The organism is Phreatobacter sp. AB_2022a (assembly GCF_026847585.1).
Classification (GTDB): Bacteria; Pseudomonadota; Alphaproteobacteria; order Rhizobiales; family Phreatobacteraceae; genus Phreatobacter.
This window is the reverse complement of record NZ_JAPSET010000011.1, coordinates 1-17534: the sequence shown is the minus strand read 5'-3', so window position 1 is coordinate 17534 and position 17534 is coordinate 1. Positions and strand designations below refer to the sequence as shown.

Annotated in this window: 16 protein-coding genes and 1 pseudogene; 15 read left to right on the top strand and 2 right to left on the bottom strand. The window is 67.7% G+C overall.

The features are described from left to right. Positions 1 to 4: 4 nt before the first annotated feature. From OZ671_RS09970 to OZ671_RS09950, 5 genes are all read left to right on the top strand, one after another. Positions 5 to 1441, top strand: coding sequence for an aldehyde dehydrogenase family protein (locus OZ671_RS09970; RefSeq protein WP_268860619.1), 1437 nt, complete (start codon positions 5 to 7; stop codon positions 1439 to 1441). 29 nt (positions 1442 to 1470) lie between these two features. Further along, positions 1471 to 2220, top strand: a complete 750-nt coding sequence (locus OZ671_RS09965; protein ID WP_268860618.1) for a glucose 1-dehydrogenase — start codon at positions 1471 to 1473, stop codon at positions 2218 to 2220. 68 nt (positions 2221 to 2288) lie between these two features. Beyond that, positions 2289 to 3143: an FAS1-like dehydratase domain-containing protein gene (locus OZ671_RS09960; RefSeq protein ID WP_268860617.1), complete on the top strand. Its 855-nt coding sequence runs from the start codon at positions 2289 to 2291 to the stop codon at positions 3141 to 3143. A 108-nt stretch (positions 3144 to 3251) separates the two neighbouring features. Continuing rightward, positions 3252 to 4235, top strand: coding sequence for an MBL fold metallo-hydrolase (locus OZ671_RS09955; protein WP_268860616.1), 984 nt, complete (start codon positions 3252 to 3254; stop codon positions 4233 to 4235). Between the two features lie 296 nt (positions 4236 to 4531). Further along, positions 4532 to 4843, top strand: coding sequence for a hypothetical protein (locus OZ671_RS09950; protein WP_268860615.1), 312 nt, complete (start codon positions 4532 to 4534; stop codon positions 4841 to 4843). Here the strand turns inward: OZ671_RS09950 and OZ671_RS09945 are convergent. Next, a complete protein-coding gene (locus OZ671_RS09945) occupies positions 4809 to 5753 on the bottom strand; it encodes a LysR family transcriptional regulator (protein ID WP_268860614.1) in 945 nt (314 codons plus the stop codon). The genes OZ671_RS09950 and OZ671_RS09945 overlap by 35 nt on opposite strands. 117 nt (positions 5754 to 5870) lie before the next feature. Here OZ671_RS09945 and OZ671_RS09940 point away from each other — a divergent pair, with 117 nt between their 5' ends. Then, entirely contained in the window at positions 5871 to 7016 is a 1146-nt protein-coding gene (locus OZ671_RS09940) for a DUF2855 family protein (protein ID WP_268860613.1), read from the top strand. 13 nt (positions 7017 to 7029) lie between these two features. Here OZ671_RS09940 and ybaK read toward each other — a convergent pair whose 3' ends face one another. Then, positions 7030 to 7503, bottom strand: coding sequence for a Cys-tRNA(Pro) deacylase (gene ybaK, locus OZ671_RS09935; protein ID WP_268860612.1), 474 nt, complete (start codon positions 7501 to 7503; stop codon positions 7030 to 7032). 218 nt (positions 7504 to 7721) lie between these two features. On the opposite strand from ybaK, the gene OZ671_RS09930 reads away from it, so the two are divergent. The 9 genes and pseudogenes from OZ671_RS09930 to OZ671_RS09890 form a co-directional block, all read left to right on the top strand. Beyond that, positions 7722 to 7937, top strand: coding sequence for a YgaP family membrane protein (locus OZ671_RS09930; protein WP_268860611.1), 216 nt, complete (start codon positions 7722 to 7724; stop codon positions 7935 to 7937). Beyond that, positions 7934 to 8461: an RNA polymerase sigma factor gene (locus OZ671_RS09925; RefSeq protein WP_268860610.1), complete on the top strand. Its 528-nt coding sequence runs from the start codon at positions 7934 to 7936 to the stop codon at positions 8459 to 8461. Before OZ671_RS09930 ends, OZ671_RS09925 begins: the two co-directional genes overlap by 4 nt. Positions 8462 to 8591: 130 nt before the next feature. Beyond that, positions 8592 to 9998 carry an amidase gene (locus tag OZ671_RS09920; RefSeq protein ID WP_268860609.1) on the top strand — a complete coding sequence of 469 codons (1407 nt, stop codon included), beginning with the start codon at positions 8592 to 8594 and terminating at the stop codon, positions 9996 to 9998. Positions 9999 to 10157: 159 nt separating this feature from the next. Beyond that, positions 10158 to 11771 (top strand): ABC transporter substrate-binding protein, encoded by a 1614-nt coding sequence (locus OZ671_RS09915; protein ID WP_268860608.1) that lies wholly within the window; start codon positions 10158 to 10160, stop codon positions 11769 to 11771. Positions 11772 to 11858: 87 nt separating this feature from the next. Next, a complete protein-coding gene (locus OZ671_RS09910; RefSeq protein WP_268860607.1) occupies positions 11859 to 12800 on the top strand; it encodes an ABC transporter permease in 942 nt (313 codons plus the stop codon). Further along, positions 12797 to 13729: an ABC transporter permease gene (locus OZ671_RS09905; RefSeq protein WP_038309903.1), complete on the top strand. Its 933-nt coding sequence runs from the start codon at positions 12797 to 12799 to the stop codon at positions 13727 to 13729. Before OZ671_RS09910 ends, OZ671_RS09905 begins: the two co-directional genes overlap by 4 nt. Further along, a complete protein-coding gene (locus OZ671_RS09900) occupies positions 13726 to 15345 on the top strand; it encodes an ABC transporter ATP-binding protein (RefSeq protein WP_268860606.1) in 1620 nt (539 codons plus the stop codon). The genes OZ671_RS09905 and OZ671_RS09900 overlap by 4 nt, the downstream gene beginning before the upstream one ends. A 73-nt stretch (positions 15346 to 15418) precedes the next feature. Next, positions 15419 to 17128: an adenine deaminase gene (gene ade / locus OZ671_RS09895; protein WP_268860605.1), complete on the top strand. Its 1710-nt coding sequence runs from the start codon at positions 15419 to 15421 to the stop codon at positions 17126 to 17128. A gap of 196 nt (positions 17129 to 17324) precedes the next feature. Then, positions 17325 to 17534: pseudogene (locus OZ671_RS09890) on the top strand (MFS transporter); the annotation flags it as partial.

Here is a 17534-nt window from a genome sequence, read left to right as displayed (position 1 = left end):
CGACATGACCATTCATCGTGCCTATATCGACGGCGAGTGGGTTGCGACCGGCCTCACCTTTCCGATCATCAATCCCTCGGACGGATCGGTGACGGGCCATGTCGCCCGCTGCGGCGCAGCCGAGGTCGACCGGGCGGTCAGGGCCGGGCATGCCGCGCGGGCCGGGGCCTGGGGCGCCACCGAAGCCGCCGAGCGCGGCCGGCTGATGAATCGCCTCGCCGCCCTGATCCGCCGAGACGGCGAGGAGCTCGCGCGGCTCGAGAGCGAGGATGTCGGCAAGCCGCTCACGCTCGCCCGGTCCGATGTCGGCGTCTGCGCCCGCTATTTCGAATATTATGCCGGCGCCGCCGACAAGGTGCACGGCGACACCATTCCATTCCAGAACGGCTACACGGTCATGACGGTGTACGAGCCGCACGGCGTCACCGGCCACATCGTGCCGTGGAACTATCCCCTGCAGATGACCGGACGCTCGGTCGCGCCGGCGCTCGCCATGGGCAATGCCATCGTGCTGAAGCCGGCCGAGGACACCTGCCTCACCGCCCTCGCACTGGCCCGCCTCGCCGAGGAAGCGGGCTTTCCGAAAGGCGCGTTCAACGTCGTGACGGGCTTCGGCGAGGAGGCCGGCGCCGCCCTCGCGAGCCATCCCGGCATCGGCCATATCAGCTTCACCGGCTCCCACGAGGTCGGCGTGCTGATCCAGGCCGCCGCCGCGCGCAACACCATTCCGGTCACGCTGGAGCTCGGCGGCAAGTCGCCGCAGGTGGTGTTCGCCGATGCCGATCTCGACGAGGCCGCAGCCACCATCGTCAAGGCGATCACGCAGAATGCCGGGCAGACCTGCAGCGCCGGCTCGCGCGTGCTGGTGGAGGAACGCATCTACGACAGCTTCACGGCCGATCTCGCCGGCCGCTTCCGCGCCCTGCGCGTCGGCTCGGCCGCGCAGGACCTCGACCTCGGGCCGCTCGTCAACGCCAAGCAGAAGCAGCGTGTCGACACCTTCCTCACCATGGCGCGCCGCGACGGGCTGCCGATCCTCGCCGAGGGCGCATTTGCGGGCAACGTGCCGCAGGACGGCTTCTACGTGAAGCCGACGCTGATCGGCGACGTGCCGCCGGACCATCCGCTGGCGCAGCAGGAGGTGTTCGGCCCGGTTCTGGTGGCCATGCGCGTCAAGGATGAGGAGGAGGCCGCGGCGATCGCCAACGGCACGCCCTTCGGCCTCGTCGCGGGCGTGTGGACGCGCGACATGGGCCGCGGCCTGAGGCTCGCGCATAGGATCCGCTCGGGGCAGATCTTCATCAACAATTACGGCGCGGGCGGCGGTGTCGAGCTGCCGTTCGGCGGGGTCAAGGGATCCGGCCACGGCCGGGAGAAGGGCTTCGAGGCGCTCTACGGCTTTGCTGCAACGAAGACGGTCGCCATCAAACACGGGCTGTGAGCCCCTCTTGCCAACCTGAAGGAGAGATCATGCGTCTGAACAACAAGGTCGCCATCGTCACCGGGGCCGGCGGCGGCTTCGGCGAAGGCATTGCCAAACGCTTTGCCGAAGAGGGCGCGGCCGTCGCCGTCGTGGATCTGCGCGGCGATGCCGCCGAGCGGGTGGCGCGCGAGATCGGCGGCAAGGCCATCGCCATCACCGCCGACGTCTCGGCGGGCAGCGACGTCGCGCGCGTGGTCGACGAGACGGTCAAACGCCTCGGAACGCCACAGGTCCTCGTCAACAATGCCGGGGTGACGCACAAGAACCAGCCGATAATGCAGGTGACCGAGGCCGATTTCGACCGGGTCTTCGCCGTCAACGTCAAGTCGATCTTCCATTTCGTGCGCGCGACCGCGCCGGTCATGCGCGACAATGGCGGCGGCGTGATCCTCAACGTCGGCTCGACCGCGGGCCTCAGGCCACGGCCGGGCCTGACCTGGTACAACGCCTCGAAGGGCGCGGCGAACCTGGCGTCCAAGTCGCTCGCCGTCGAGCTGGCCCCGTGGAAGATCCGGGTCAATGCGATCTGCCCGGTCATGGGCGAGACCGGCCTTCTCGAAGCCTTCATGGGCGTGCCCGACACGCCCGAGAACCGCGCCAGGTTCGTTGCGACCATTCCGCTCGGCCGCATGTCGCGCCCTGCCGACATTGCCAACGCCGCGCTCTATCTCGCCTCCGACGAGGCCGAATTCATCACCGGCGTCGAATTCCCCGTTGACGGCGGCCGAACCGTCTGACCTCCAACGCGGGCGGCGGCCGTGCCGCCGCGCCGTCCCTCATGCATGTCCATCAGAGAAACGAGACCATGACCGTCGACATCGACCATCTGAGAACCTGGATCGGCCGCTCGGAGGTCAGCGAGGACATCGTCACCCCCCGCCTCGTCGCCGAATACCAGGCGACCTTCGAGGCCTGCCTTGCACCGGTCGGCGCGGGCGAGGCGCCCCTCGCGCTGCAATGGTGCCTCGCGCCGCCGATCGCGCCGATGAGCCTGCTCGGCCCGGACGGCCATCCCTCGCGCGGCGGCTTCCTGCCCCCGGTGCCGCTGCCAAACCGGATGTGGGCCGGCGGCAGGATCGAAACGCGCGGCCCGCTGAAGGTCGGCGACCGCGTCGAGAAGCGCTCGGTGATCGAGGACGTCACCGTGAAGGAGGGCCGATCGGGGCCGCTCTGTTTCGTCGCGGTGCGCCACACCTATGACGGCGGCCGCGGCCCGGCGGTGATCGAGCGGCACGACATCGTCTACCGCGATGCAGCCAAGGCCCCCGCGGCCCCGGCCGGCGCCGCGGCCGCACCGCCTCCGGCCGCGCGCCAGGCGGACCTTGCCTGGACCGTCGCGGCGACACCCGTCCTGCTGTTCCGTTATTCCGCCATGACCTTCAACGGGCACCGCATCCACTACGACTTTCCTTATGTCACCGGCACCGAGGGCTATCGCGGATTGGTGGTGCATGGCCCGATCCAGGCTACGCTCCTCTTCAATCTCGTCTCCGTGCTCGGCGGCGGCCCGCCCGCAAGCTTCCGCTATCGCGGCCTGTCGCCGCTGATCGCCGGCTCTGCCTTCCGTATCGCCGGCACGCGGGGCGCCGACGGCACGCTGGCCGCCTGGACCGAAGACGCCGGCGGCCGGATCTGCATGGAGGCCGAAGCGCGGCCCTGAACACCGCGCGCCCTATCCTTCGAACGCCGCATCGGACCACCGGATGCGACCACGAGAGCCAAGGCACAGGTGGAACGAGGCAACGACAAACGGCTTACGAGGAAACACATGTCCAACGATCTGATGTCCATCTCACGCCGCAACATGCTGATGGGCGGCGCCGCCGCCGGCGCCCTGGGCCTGATCCGGCCGGACGCCGCTTTCGCCCGCGCGCCGATGATCGGCACGCCCGCCCCCTATTTCTACCGCTTCAAGCTCGGCGATGCCGAGGCGACCATCGTCTCCGACGGCACGCTGCCGCTCGGCGACCCCGCGACCAACTTCACCGGCCTGACACCGGCCGAGATGAACCGGCAGCTCACCGACAATTTCCTGCCGACTTCCAACGCCGTGCTGGAGCAGAACATCCTGATCCTCAATACCGGCGACCGGCTCGTGCTGTTCGACACCGGCATGGGCATTTCCAAGCTGTTCGGGCCCAGCACCGGCAAGCTGCTGCAGACGATGAAGCAGGCCGGCATCGATCCGAAGGACATCGACGCCGTGGTGATGAGCCACGCCCATGTCGACCATTGCGGCGGCTGCGTCGCCCAGGACGGCTCGCGCTATTTCCCCAACGCGCAGTACTATATTTCCCAGATCGACTTCGATTTCTGGACCGACGAGAAGAATCTCAACGGTCCCCTGAAGGCCTTCGTCGAGGTCGCCAGACACAATCTCCTGCCCAACCGCGATCGCATGGTGTTCTTCCGCGATGGCCAGGAATTCCTGCCCGGCATCCAGGCGATCTCGGCGCCCGGCCATACCGCCGGCCACACGATCTTCATGATCCAGTCCGGCGGCAAACAGCTCTGCTACATCGGCGATCTGACGCATCATCCGGTGCTGCTGATGGAAAAGCCACTGACAGAGTTCGCCTATGACTCCGACCCCAAGCAGTCGGCGCAGACGCGGGTGAAGATGCTGACCACACTTGCGGCCAACCGCACACCGATCCTCGCCTATCACTTCGCCTGGCCGGGCATCGGGCACGTCGCCAAGGTGGGCGAAGGTTTCCGCTACTTCCCGCAGGGCATGGTGATGGAGATGTGACATCGGCCGGCGCCCACCGGCACGGCTTCGGTGCACAAGCGCCGGAGCCGGCATGACGATCGGGGCGCTGCCGCAACAGCAGAGCGCCTGCGCCAGGTGAAACAACGCGGCGCTCCATGGTCGGCGTGCGGGTCCGCGAGGCTTCGGCGCCGGTCCGGCTCCGTCGTCCGCAGGCCGGCTCGCCCAGCGATGAGCGGTACGGTTTTTCGAGCCGGACAGACCAAAGCCATTGATCGGAACAGTCTCATCTCTTATCGTGGAAATGCATCCACTATAAAAGAAAGGCCATATGGTCCGTGGCACCGCGTTTCGGCCGTTCGACCAATGCCGGGCACAATGGCGGCCCGCCCCTCGACGACTATGAAGGTCCGCCCTGGGGCAAGGGCGACCCTCACCGCTTTCTCCACTGGAAACGCGCCCATGCTGAAGCCTGGCGCAAGGTCCCGGCCGATATTGTGCGCTTCAGGACCGACAAGGCGGACCGTCTCGGCCTGACCTACGAGGAATATGCGCTGGAAATCCTGGAGCGCGGTCGGCACCTGCAAGTCGAGGACGCCGAACGCATCGCCGAAATCAAGGCGGCCCGCCGCCGGCGGCGAGCGCGCTGATGCGCGATGGAAGGCCGGCCGCGGCGAGGACCTGATCGCGCAGCCAGCCATTGGCCGGATCGGCATCGGCGCGGGCGTGCCAGTAGAGACAGACGTCATAGGGCGCGACATCGAGGGGAAAGGCGAGGATCTGGTTGCCGAAGCGTCGATTGAGAAGGCCGGCATGGCGCTCGGGCATGGTCAGGAGCAGGTCGGTCTCGGCCACCACCTGACAGGCGGCGAAATAGTTCTGGCAGCGCAGCCGCACGCGCCGGCCGAGGTCGCGCCGGCCGAGCTCGAAATCCTCGGCGGTCTGGCCGCGGCGGCGCTGCGACACCGCGACGTGCTGTTCGGCAAGATAGGCGGCAAGGTCGAGCTTCGCATCGATCCGCGGGTGGCCGCGGCGGGCGACGACGGCCAGGCGCTCGTCACCGATGGTCAGCCGGCGAATCTCCGCCGGCAGGGGCAGCGGCACATCGATGGCGAGATCGAGCGTGCCGGCGGCGAGCGCCGCGCCGAGGTCGCGGCGACCGGCCCGGACCACCGCGATATCGACACCGGGCGCATCGCGCGCGATCCGCCCCATCAGGCTCGGCAGGATCACGCCTTCGCGCACGTCCCGGATGCCGATGACGAAACGGCGCGTTGCCCTGGCCGGATCGAAACCGCCGGTGGCCGCCAGCGTCACTGCGAGCTCGTGCAGCGATCGGCGGATCGGCTCGGCCATCCGGCGCGCCAGCGGCGTCGGCATCATGTCCCGGCCGTGCCGCTGAAACAGGGGATCGCCGACGAGTTGGCGCAGGCGCGCCAGTGCGTGGCTGACGGCCGGCTGCGACAGGTTCAGCCGCTCGCTGGCGCGGGTAATGCTGCCTTCGGCGACGATCGTGTCGAAAACGACGAGGAGGTTCAGGTCGACTCGGGAAAGATGCACAGTTCTTATTCCGCCTTATCCAAACAATGCATTTCCTTCATGATATTGGATTGGCCTAACCTTGCACAGCGCGATGGCGGGCACCCTCGCCGACCGCGCCGGAGCGAGGACGGATCCATGGATATCGAGAGTGCTGCGCCAGCGCTCGCACCATGCGGGGATGGCGGGTTCAGCGGCTTCCGCGTCGGCCGGCACGACCTTGGCCGCTGGTCGTGGGAACGTGCGCCCGCCCCCGAAGCCAGCGATCTCGCGGCTGGCGAAATCCTGGTGACGGCGGACAAGTTCGCCTTCACCGCCAACAATATCACCTATGGCCGGCTCGACGAGCCTATGCCGTTCGCCCGGTTCTTTCCGGCCGCGGACGGCTGGCAATACATCCCGGTCTGGGGTTTTGCCACGGTCACCGCGTCGCGCGCAGCGGGGATCGGCGTCGGCGCGCGCATCTACGGCTTCCTGCCGATGGCCTCGCATCTGCGGCTTCGGCCCGATCATCTCCGCGGCTCGCGCTTCGTCGATGGCGCGGCCCACCGGCAAGGCCTGCCGCCGACCTACAACGAATATGTGCTGACTGATCGCACCGGCCAGGACGAAGCCGACGAAGATCTGCACCTGGTGCTGCGGCCGCTGTTCAGCCTGTCCTTCTTCTGCGCGGCCTTCCTGGCCCAGGAAGGGGGCTTCGGCGCCCGGCGCATCATCATCTCCAGCGCCTCCAGCAAGACCGCGCTCGGCCTTGCCCTCCTCGTCAAGCGCTCGACTCTCGGCGCCTGCGAGCTCGTCGGCCTGACCTCGGCCGGCCATGTCGGGTTCGTGCGGCGCCACGGCGCCTACGACGCGGTCCTGCCCTATGCGGAGATCGCGACGCTGTCGCCCGTGCCGACGGTCTATGTCGACATCGCCGGCAATGCGGCGGTCCGGCGGGCCGTGCACCACCGTCTCGGCCCGGTCCTCAGGCACAGCGCACGGGTCGGCTTCACCCATTGGGAAACGCTCGACGATCGCGCCGGGGCGGAGCTCCTGCCCGGGCCGCAACCGACCCTGTTCTTCACGGCGGACCATATCGTCGCACGCCGCCGGCAATGGGGTGCCGACGGCCTGAAATCCCGGCTCGCCGACGCCTGGCAGGCCTTCGCGGCGGAAGCCGCGTGCTGGCTCACGATCGACAAGGCCGCGGGCCATGCCGCCGTCGAGCGCGTCTACCGCGCGGTGCTGGATGGCCGCGTGCCGCCCGACAAGGCTCACATCCTGTCGGTCGGCGCGGCGTGATTTCCACCTTGCGTCAGACTGCCACCGGCGCTGCCACCGCCTTCAGCAGATCGCGCGCCAGCTTCGGGTCCAGCCGGATCTGCAAGCCACGCTGGCCGCCATTGAGATAGACGGCGGTCTCCTCCAGCGCCGCCGCGTCGATGACGACCGGCACGGCGCGCTTTTGGCCGAAGGGACTGATGCCGCCGACATGATAGCCGGTGAGCCGCTCCGCATCGGCCGGCTTCATCATGCTCGCCGCCTTGCCGCCGACGGCCGCCGCCAGCTTCTTCATGGCAACCTCTCGATCGGACGCCAGAACCACGCAGACCGGCTTGCCGTCCACCTCGACCATCAGGGTCTTCAGGACGCGGCATGGGTCCTCGCCCAAGGCGTCCGCCGCCTGCAGGCCGATCCGGTCGGCTCCGGGATCGTAGTCGTAGGCATGGACGGTGAAGACGGCCCCGGCCTTGGTCAGCACCTGGGTGGCGCGCGTGGTCTTGGACATGGGAAGGCATCGATCGGTCGAAACGGGCGGCGAACCTAGCCGGAATTGGCAAACCCCGCCATGGCCGACATGGCAGGGATCGAGACCGGATGCGGCACCGCGCTCGGACGGGCCGCCGATGCGGACAAAAAAAACGGACCGACCGCGAACCGCTTGTTCCGTCGCCGGCCTCTCTGACCTGTAGGACCGCGGAGGCGGCCGCACCGGAGACGACGATCATGGGTTTCTATCGCAAGAATATCGGCAGCCTGCAGCAGGCAAGCCGCATCGCCCTCGGGCTCGGCGGCGCCACCGCTTCCTATATGCTCGCCGGCCCGCCTTATGGGCTGGCCGGCGCTGCCGTCGGCGTCGTGTTCGCATTGACCGGCATCGTCGGCTATTGCCCGTTCTGCGCGGTAGCAGGTCTCGGCCGCGGCCAGAGGCGGGGACGATGACGGCGAAAGGCCTCGATGAACCTTTGTTCGAAGCGGCGCGGCGCGGAGACCGCGCCGCCATCGCCGTTGTGCTGGCTGAAGCCCAACCCGATATCCGCCGCTACGCCCGCCGCGCCTGCCGCGGCGCGGCCGATGCCGAGGACGCGGCGCAGGAGGCGCTCTGGCTGCTCGCCCGCAAGGTCGGGACCATCCGCTCGCTCGGGGCAGTGTGGCGCTGGCTGTTCGTCGTCGTGGGACGCGAGTGCCTGCGGCTCGCGCGCCGCGCGCGGCTCGTGCCACAGGAGCCCGAAGTCGAGGCCGCGTTCGAACGCGATTTCGCAAGCCGTCCGGACCCCGAGATACGCCTCGACATCGCCGCCGCCATCGCGGCCCTGCCGGAACACTATCGAGCCGTGGCGCTGATGCGCGACATCAACGAAATGACCATCGACGAAATCGCCACGGCGCTTGCCACCACGCGCGAGACGGTGAAGGCACGCCTGCATCGCGCGAGAACACTCATCCGCGAATATCTGCTCAGATGAGTATGTTTTTCTCCTTTCTTGGCACTCACCGATAATCTCATTCCCTGTGCGTCATGCCGGATTTGTCGGTCCGGGGGGCTTATCAGCCCTGCTCGATCGTGGCAGCCTGTATGTCAGGGGAGACAAAAGAATGAGCAGCATTTCCGATCTCGACGCCTTTGCCCTCGGCAAGGCGTTCCGGCGCAAACAGCTCTCACCGGTCGAAGCAACGACCGATGCGCTCGACAGGGCGGAAGCATCACAATCAACGGTCAATGCCTTCGTCACCATCGACCGGAAGCGCACCCTCGACTGGGCTCGCGAAGCGGAGGCCCGGTGGCTGAAGGGAACCCCGCTCAGCCGCTTCGACGGCGTCACCGTCACGATCAAGGACAATATGGCGGTCGCCGGCTGGCCGAGCCGCAAGGGTTCGAAGGTCGCCGCGGCGGATCCCGTCGGCTTCGACGCGCCGGTCACGGCGCGCTGCAAGGAGGCCGGCCTCGTCGTGCTCGGGACGACGACCATGCCGGAATTCGGCTGGATCGGCCTGTCCTCCTCGCCCCTGACCGGCCACACCCGCAATCCCTGGAACCAGGAGCGCACCGCCGGCGGCTCGACCTCGGGCGGCGCCGCGGCCGCGGCGCTCGGCATCGGCCGCTTCCACCTCGGCTCGGACGGTCTCGGCTCCATCCGCATTCCCGCCGCCTTCTGCGGCGTCGCCGGCATCAAGCCGAGCTTCGGCCGCGTTCCCGCCTATCCGATCTCGGTGATGAGCGAGCTCGCCCATCTCGGCCCGATCGCCCAGACGGTCGGGGAAGTCGCAGGCCTTCTGTCCATCCTCTCCGGTCCCGATCTGCGCGACCCAATGGCCTGGAATACACCTGCCCCCGACTTCACGGTCGGCCTGGAGGACGGGGTCAGAGGCCTCAGGATCGCCTATTCACCGCGGCTCGGCTTCGCGCGCAAGATCGACCCCACGGTCGAAAAGGTGGTGGCGGAGGCCGCACGGGTGTTCGAGGATCTCGGCGCGACGGTGGACGAAGTCGATCCGCCGATCGAGGACCCGGCGCCGATCGCCTGGGATATCTGGAATGCGGGCGCCGCTCTCGCCGTCTCCGCGTTCAACGAAGCCGAACGCAAGCAAATGGATCCCGGCCTGCTCGGCTGCGCCCGTGCCGGCGATACCTTCCCGGCCTCGGCGCTCATCGACGCCCTGCTCTATCGGCGCACCAAGACCGTCATCGCCATGGCCAAGTTCCACGAGGCCTACGACCTGCTACTGACGCCCACCATGCCGACAGGCGCCATCCCCCTCGGCGCCGACCTGCCGCCGCCGGGCTTTGCCGGGCAGAGCGAATGGGGACCGCTATGGACCGACTGGTGCCCGTTCACGCCTCCCTTCAACGTGACGCAGCAGCCCGCCGCGACCGTGCCTTGCGGCTTCGATGCCGACGGCCTGCCTGTCGGGCTGCACATCGTCGGCGCCAAGCGCAATGATGCGCTCGTCCTCAAAGCCATGCGCGCCTTCGAAACGGCCCGCCCCTTCGCCCGGGTCTGATTGTCGTATCAGCGGTCTGCCTAAGGGCTGTGCGTGCATCAAAATTACGCGCACGGGCCCTCTGGATCGGGATTGACTTGGCTCCAGCAAGCATCGTCTGATCCCTTCCGCTGACCGGTGGCCGAGCCTGCCCACCCGCATTCTCCGAGGAGTTTTGCCATGTCGTCCATGAAAATATCTCGCCGCACCGTCATGGCCGGCGCCGCCGCCACCGCAACGGCAGGCAGTCTTGCCGCACCCTCCACGGCCAGCGCCCAGCAGGCACAGGACACGCTGCGCTGCGTGATGCATTCGGATCTCAAGATCGTCGACCCGATCTGGACCACCGCCTACATCACCCGCAACCATGGCTACATGATCTACGACACGCTGCTGGCCATGGACGCCAAGGGCGAGATCCAGCCGCAGATGCTGCAAGGCTATACCGTCAGCGACGACAAGCTCACCTATGACTTCACCCTGCGCGACGGCCTCCTGTGGCACGACAACCAGCCGGTCACGGCGGAGGACTGCGTCGCCTCGATCAAGCGCTGGGGAGCCAAGGACGCGCTCGGCCAGACGGTGCTGACCTTTGTCGCGAGCATGACCGCGAACAGCCCGAAGACCTTCCAGATCAAGCTGAAGGAGCCGACCGGCCTCCTGATCTTCGCGCTCGGCAAGCCCTCCTCCAACGTTCCCTTCATGATGCCGAAGCGGGTCGCGGAGACCGATCCCAACACGCAGATCTCGGACTTCACCGGTTCCGGTCCGTTCCGAATGGTGCGCGAGGAATGGCGCCCGGGCGACAAGACGGTCTATGTCAAGTTCGACGGCTACAAGCCGCGCTCCGAGCCGCCGTCGGGCCTCGCCGGCGGCAAGGTCGCCAAGGTCAATCGCGTGGAATGGCGTGCCATCGCCGACCAGCAGCAGGCGGTCAACGCCTTGCTCGCCGGCGAGATCGACCTGATCGAGGCGCCGAACCACGACCTGCTGCCGCTGCTCAAGGCCGACCGTTCGATCAAGATCGTCGACTGGAACCCGCTCGGCAACCAGTACACGATGCGCTTCAACCACGCGGTCAAGCCCTTCGACAACCCGAAGGTCCGCCAGGCCGTGCTCTATGCGCTGAACCAGGAAGACTTCCTGAAGGCGACGATCGGCGATCCCGAATATTACAAGGTCTGCAAGGCGATGTTCGTCTGCGGCACGCCGCTGGCGACCGATGCGGGCTGGGAAGACAAGCTCGAATCCAACTTCGCCAAGTCGCGCCAGCTGCTCCAGGAGGCCGGCTACAACCGCGAGCCGATCGTGCTCCTGCATTCGACCGATCTGCAGGTGCTGACCAACCTCGCTCCGGTCGCCAAGGGACTGCTCGAGCGCGGCGGCTTCGTCGTCGACATGCAGTCGATGGACTGGCAGACCGTCGTCGCCCGGCGCGTCAAGAAGGATCCGCCGGCCCAGGGCGGCTGGAACGCCATGCTGACCTCGTGGGTGTCGGCCGACATCCTCAATCCGGTCATGGCCGGCTTCTTCAACGCCTCCGGCGACAAGGCCGCCTTCGGCTGGCCGAACGATCCGGAAATGGAAGCGCTGCGCCAGCGTTTCGCCCGCGCCGGCACGCTGGCCGAGCAGAAGAGCATCGCCGAGGCGGTCCAGCGCCGCTGTGCGGAGTTCCCAACCCACGTCCATCTCGGCCAGTGGTACCTGCCGGGCGCGACGCGTCCGAACGTCTCCGGCTGGATCCCGGCGCCCGCGCCGATCATGTGGAACATCGAGAAGGGCCGCGGCGCCTGACCCTGCATGCAGACGGCGGCCGGCCATGCCGGCTGCCGTTTCTTTTTGCTCGTCGCTCGTTCTTTTTCAGCGTCTGATCGGTATTACATGGTTTCATATATTCTCCGGCGCCTCGCCTCGACCATACCCGTGCTGCTCACCGTCGCGGTGATGGTCTTCCTGATGCTGCGGCTCACCCCCGGCGACCCCGCAGCGGTCATCGCCGGCGACAATGCCACGGCCCAGCAGATCGACGAGATCAGGACGAAGCTCGGCCTCAACCAGCCGATCGTGTCGCAGTTCTTCATCTGGATCGCCAACATGCTGCGCGGCGATCTCGGCGAGAGCTTCTTCTTCCGCAAGACGGTCTGGGAGCTGATCGCCGATCGCGTCGAACCGACGCTGTCGATCGCAGCCCTGACCATCATCATCGCGGTCATCATCGCCATCCCGCTCGGCGTCGTCGCGGCCTACAAGCAGGGCACCTGGATCGACAGGATCGTGATGGGCTTCTCGGTGATCGGCTTTTCGGTGCCGGTCTTCGTAATCGGCTACCTGCTCGTCTACATCTTCGCCATCAAGCTGAGCTGGTTCCCGGTCCAGGGCTACCAGCGCCTGGCGAACGGCGTCTGGCCCTGGTTCATGAGCCTCGTCCTGCCGGCCTTCACGCTTTCGGTCATCTATATCGCGCTGATCGCGCGCATGACCCGCACGAGCGTCCTGGAAGTGCTGTCGGAAGACTATATCCGCACGGCCCGTGCCAAGGGGCAGACCGAGCTGCGCGTGCTGTTCCATCATGCGCTGAAGAACGCCGCCGTGCCGATCGCCACCGTCGTCGGCATCGGCATCGCTCTGCTGATCGGCGGCGTCGTGGTCACCGAAAGCGTCTATTCGATCCCCGGCCTCGGCCGGCTGACCGTCGATGCCGTGCTCGCCCGTGACTTTCCGGTGATCCAGGCGATCATCCTGCTGTTCTCGCTCGTCTATGTGCTGATCAACCTGCTCGTGGACCTCTCCTATACGATCTTCGACCCGAGGATCCGCTATTGACCGCCCCCGCCACCACCACGCCGCTCGCCGCAGCCGACGCCCCGGCCCCCGCCAAGCCGAACGTCTGGCGCAAGCTGAAGCGCAATCCCGCCGTCATCGCCGGTGCCGCGATCGTGCTCGTCATGGTGCTGATCGGCCTGCTCGCGCCGCTGATCGCCACCAGCGATCCCTCGGCGATCAATCCCGGCGCGCGCAACCGCGTGCCGATGGCCGAGAGCTCCTACCGGCTCGACGACGGCACCCGCAAGACGATCACCCATTACATGGGCACCGACACGCTCGGCCGCGACGTCTTCTCGCGTGTCGTCTACGGCGCCCGCGTGTCGCTGTTCATCGGCGTGACCGTCGCGCTCCTGTCGGTGGTCGCCGGGCTCATCATCGGCATGCTCGCCGGCTATTTCCGATGGCTGGACGGCGTCATCATGCGGCTGATGGACGGCCTCATGGCGATCCCGGCCATCCTGCTCGCCATCGCGCTCGTGTCGCTGTCACGCGCCGGCATCCTGACCGTCATCGTCGCCATCGTCGTGCCCGAAGTGCCTCGCGTCGTGCGCCTCGTGCGCTCGGTGGTGCTGTCGGTGCGCGAGGAGCCCTATGTCGAGGCCGCCGTGACGGTTGGCACGCCGACCCTGGCGCTGCTCATCCGCCACATCCTGCCCAACACGATCGCGCCGCTGATCGTGCAGGGCACGTTCATCTGCGCGTCGGCGATCCTGGTCGAGGCCATCCTGTCCTTCCTCGGCATCGGCATTCCTCCCGACGTTCCGACCTGGGGCAACATCATGGCCGAGGGCCGGCAGCTGTTCCGCCTGTTCCCCCACAACATCCTCTATCCCGGCATCTTCCTCGCCCTCACCGTTCTCGCGGTGAACATGCTGGGTGATGGCCTGCGCGATACGCTCGACCCGAAAATGGAGAAACGCGGATGAGCGCACCCGTTCTCGACATCAGGAATCTCGCCGTCCGCCTGCCGAAGGGCGGCGACCGCGCCAATGCCGTCGACGGCGTGTCGTTCTCCGTCAATCCGGGCGAGATCGTCTGCGTCGTCGGCGAATCCGGCTCCGGCAAGTCGGTCACCGCCCATTCCGTCATGGGCCTCCTGCCGAAGGGCCAGCTGACGCCGGTCGGCGGCGAGATCCTGCTCGAAGGCGAGGACATGCTGAAGGCGAGCGGCAGCCGCCTCAGGGCGCTGCGCGGCACGCGCATGTCGATGATCTTCCAGGAACCGATGACCGCGCTCAACCCGGTCATCACCTGCGGCGAGCAGATCGACGAGGTCCTGGAGATCCATACCGGCCTTTCCTTCGCCGAACGCAAGGAGAAGGTGCTGGCGGTGATGGACGCAGTGCGCCTGCCCGATCCGGCGAAGCTCTACGATGCCTTCCCGCATCAGCTCTCCGGCGGCCAGCGCCAGCGCATCATGATCGCCCAGGCGCTGGTGCTCGACCCTGCCCTGCTGATCGCCGATGAACCGACCACCGCGCTCGACGTGACGACGCAGGCGCAGATCCTGAAGCTGGTCGCCGACATGCAGCAGCGCCGTGGCACCGGCGTGCTGTTCATCACCCACGATTTCGGCGTCGTCGCCGAGATCGCCCACCGGGTGGTGGTCATGCAGAAGGGCAGCGTGGTCGAGACCGGCACGGCTGAAGAGGTGCTGAAGCGGCCACAGCATCCCTATACCCAGATGCTGATCAATGCCGTGCCGACCCTGACGCCGCCCGACCGCGAGGACAAGACCGGGCCGGTCATGCTGGAGACGGTCAATCTCTGCAAGGTCTATGGCGGTGGCGGTTTCTTCAAGAAGGGGCGCGAAGTGCGCGCCGCCTCCGACGTGAACATCCAGGTGCGCAGCGGCGAGACGCTCGGCATCGTCGGCGAATCCGGTTCCGGCAAGTCGACGGTGGCCCGCTGCATCGCCCGGCTGATCGAGCCGAGCGCGGGCGCCATTCGGGTCGGCGACCTCGACGTCGCCGTCCTGCCCGAACGCCAGCTGCGGCAGCACCGGCGCATCTGCCAGATCGTTTTCCAGGACCCCTACCGGTCGCTCAATCCACGCCGCTCGGTCGGCGCCTCGATCATCGAGGGGCCCTGCAATTTCGGCATGGCCGAAAGCGAGGCGATCAGCCGGGCGCGCGACCTGATGAAGCTCGTCGGCCTGTCGCCGGATGCGCTCGACCGCTATCCGCACCAGTTCTCCGGCGGCCAGCGCCAGCGCATCTGCATCGCGCGGGCGCTCGCCATGGAACCGGAAGTGCTGATCGCGGACGAGGCGGTCTCGGCGCTGGACGTGTCGGTGCAGGCCCAGGTGCTGGACCTGCTCGACGACGTGCGGAAGAAGTTCGACCTGGCCGTCCTGTTCATCACCCACGATCTCAGGGTCGCGGCGCAGATCTGCGACCGCATCGCCGTGATGAAGAGCGGCGTGGTGGTCGAGCACGGCAGGACCGTCGACATCTTCGCGTCGCCCCAGCACAGCTATACAAAGGCACTGTTCGAGGCGGCGCCCGGCCGTCATTTCGAGTTCGCTCGGGTCGCCGCCTGACCTGGTGCCGGTGGAGGCATGGCGGCGGCGGCAAGCGCCGGCGCCGATGCCTCCCCGCAAGCAGGAGAGGATCATGGCGTCAATCGACAGCGCAATGCTCGCCCGGCGCATCGCGCAAGGCCGCGGCGACGAGCCGGCCGACCTCGTCATCCGCGATGTCAGGCTCTACGACCTCGTCACCGGCGCCCTGGTGGCGACCGACATCGCCATATCGGGCGATACCATCGTCGGCACCTATGGCACCTACCGCGGCGCGCGCGTGATCGAGGGACGCGGCCGCATCGCCGTGCCCGGCTTCATCGACACCCACCTGCATGTCGAATCCTCGCTCGTGACCCCGCTCGAATTCGATCGCTGCGTCGCGCGCCACGGCGTGACGACGGCGATCTGCGATCCGCACGAGATCGCCAACGTCCTCGGCCGCGCCGCTTTCGACTACATGCTGGAGGGCGCCGCGCGGACGGTGATGGACCTCAGGGTACAGCTCTCCTCCTGCGTGCCGGCAACCCATCTCGAAACCTCGGGCGCCCGCCTCACGGCGGCCGATCTCCTTGCCTATCGCGACCACCCCAAGGTGCTCGGCCTCGCCGAATTCATGAACGTGCCCGGCATCGTCAATCGCGACCCGGACTGCCTCGCCAAGATCGAGGCCTTTGCCGGCCGGCACATCGACGGCCATGCGCCGCTCGTCGGCGGCTTCGACCTCAACGCCTATGCGAGCGCCGGCATCCGCACCGATCACGAGACGACCAGCGCCGACGAAGCCCTGGAGAAAATCCGCAAGGGCATGACGGTGCTGATCCGCGAGGGCTCGGTTTCGAAAGACCTGCATGCCCTCGCCCCGCTCCTGACGCTCGAGACCTCCCCCTTCCTCGCCTTCTGCACGGATGACCGCAATCCCCTCGACATTGCCGAGGAGGGACATCTCGACTTCATCATCAGGACCGCCATTTCGCTCGGCGTGCCGCCGCTCGCGGCCTATCGTTCGGCATCGCTGACCGCAGCGACAGCCTTCGGTCTGAGGGACCGCGGCATGATCGCGCCGGGCAAGCGCGCCGACATCGTGCTGCTCGACGATCTCGAGGCCTGCGCGGTCTCGGCCGTCTTCGCGGGCGGCGTTCCGGTCGACGAGAGCGCCTATGCGGGCCGGACGCCGGTGGCGCCGGTCGGCCTCGACAGCATGAAGGCGCGCACCGTGACCGCCGAGGACTTCCGGATCGCCGCCGCCGGTGCGACCATGCCGGTCATCGGCGTCATCGAAGGCAAGATCATCACCCGCCATCTCACGCTGACCCTGCCGGTGCGGGACGGCGCCATGGCGATCGATGCCGCCCAGGACGTCGCCAAGGTGGCGGTCGTCGCCCGCCACGGCATCAACGACAATATCGGCCGCGGCTTCGTCCAGGGCTTCGGCCTGGGGCGCGGCGCGATCGCCTCCTCGGTCGGCCACGACAGCCACAATATCTGCGTGGTCGGCGCCGACGACGGCGACATGGCGCTGGCGGTGAACCGGCTGGTGGCGATCCGCGGCGGCTTCGTGGTGGTCGCGGATGGCGCGGTGCGCGCCGAACTGCCGCTGCCCATTGCCGGGCTGATGAGCGAGCGTCCCTACGAGGAGCTTATCGCGCCGCTGAGAGCCTTGCGCGATGCCGCCCGCGGGCTCGGCGTGACGCTGAAGGAGCCATTCCTGCAGGTGGCATTCCTGCCCCTGCCGGTCATCCCGCATCTGAAGATCTCGGACCGCGGCATGGTCGATGTCGACCGCTTCGCACTGATCGCCTGAAGCCTCGCGCAAGCGCTTTTTCCGGCCCCCCCACGCCATGCCGAGGACACGTTTCTCGCGCGCCCGCGGCTGGATCCGCGGCATGCGGCAGTCGCCCGGCATTTGAGCGCAAGAAACGGATTTAGACGTGCGCAGCGGCATGGGACGGATGATACGCCTCGCGATCGCGCCGGATCGGAGGGTATGGAGACCGCTCATGACCGCGCCGACATCACCTCACGCCTTCACCCGCCTCCTGATCACCTCGGCCTTCGTGCAGATGGCCGACCAGATCGCACTGGCCGCCCTGCCAGTCACCGCGCTGCTGGTGCTCGGCGCCGGCCCCGGCCTCGTCGGGGCGCTCGTCGCGGCGCAGACGGCGGCCTGGCTCATCGTCTCGCTGCCGGCCGGCGTCATCGTCGACCGC

What these genes read in the sequence shown, in the direction of transcription:
- OZ671_RS09915 (WP_268860608.1), top strand. Translation starts at nt 10,158, where the DNA reads ATGTCGTCCATGAAAATATCTCGCCGCACCGTCATGGCCGGCGCCGCC.
- OZ671_RS09965 (WP_268860618.1), top strand. Translation starts at nt 1,471, where the DNA reads ATGCGTCTGAACAACAAGGTCGCCATCGTCACCGGGGCCGGCGGCGGC.
- OZ671_RS09940 (WP_268860613.1), top strand. Translation starts at nt 5,871, where the DNA reads ATGGATATCGAGAGTGCTGCGCCAGCGCTCGCACCATGCGGGGATGGC.
- ade (WP_268860605.1), top strand. Translation starts at nt 15,419, where the DNA reads ATGGCGTCAATCGACAGCGCAATGCTCGCCCGGCGCATCGCGCAAGGC.
- OZ671_RS09920 (WP_268860609.1), top strand. Translation starts at nt 8,592, where the DNA reads ATGAGCAGCATTTCCGATCTCGACGCCTTTGCCCTCGGCAAGGCGTTC.
- OZ671_RS09960 (WP_268860617.1), top strand. Translation starts at nt 2,289, where the DNA reads ATGACCGTCGACATCGACCATCTGAGAACCTGGATCGGCCGCTCGGAG.
- OZ671_RS09970 (WP_268860619.1), top strand. Translation starts at nt 5, where the DNA reads ATGACCATTCATCGTGCCTATATCGACGGCGAGTGGGTTGCGACCGGC.
- OZ671_RS09955 (WP_268860616.1), top strand. Translation starts at nt 3,252, where the DNA reads ATGTCCAACGATCTGATGTCCATCTCACGCCGCAACATGCTGATGGGC.
- OZ671_RS09925 (WP_268860610.1), top strand. Translation starts at nt 7,934, where the DNA reads ATGACGGCGAAAGGCCTCGATGAACCTTTGTTCGAAGCGGCGCGGCGC.
- OZ671_RS09910 (WP_268860607.1), top strand. Translation starts at nt 11,859, where the DNA reads ATGGTTTCATATATTCTCCGGCGCCTCGCCTCGACCATACCCGTGCTG.
- OZ671_RS09900 (WP_268860606.1), top strand. Translation starts at nt 13,726, where the DNA reads ATGAGCGCACCCGTTCTCGACATCAGGAATCTCGCCGTCCGCCTGCCG.
- OZ671_RS09930 (WP_268860611.1), top strand. Translation starts at nt 7,722, where the DNA reads ATGGGTTTCTATCGCAAGAATATCGGCAGCCTGCAGCAGGCAAGCCGC.
- ybaK (WP_268860612.1), bottom strand. Translation starts at nt 7,503, where the DNA reads ATGTCCAAGACCACGCGCGCCACCCAGGTGCTGACCAAGGCCGGGGCC.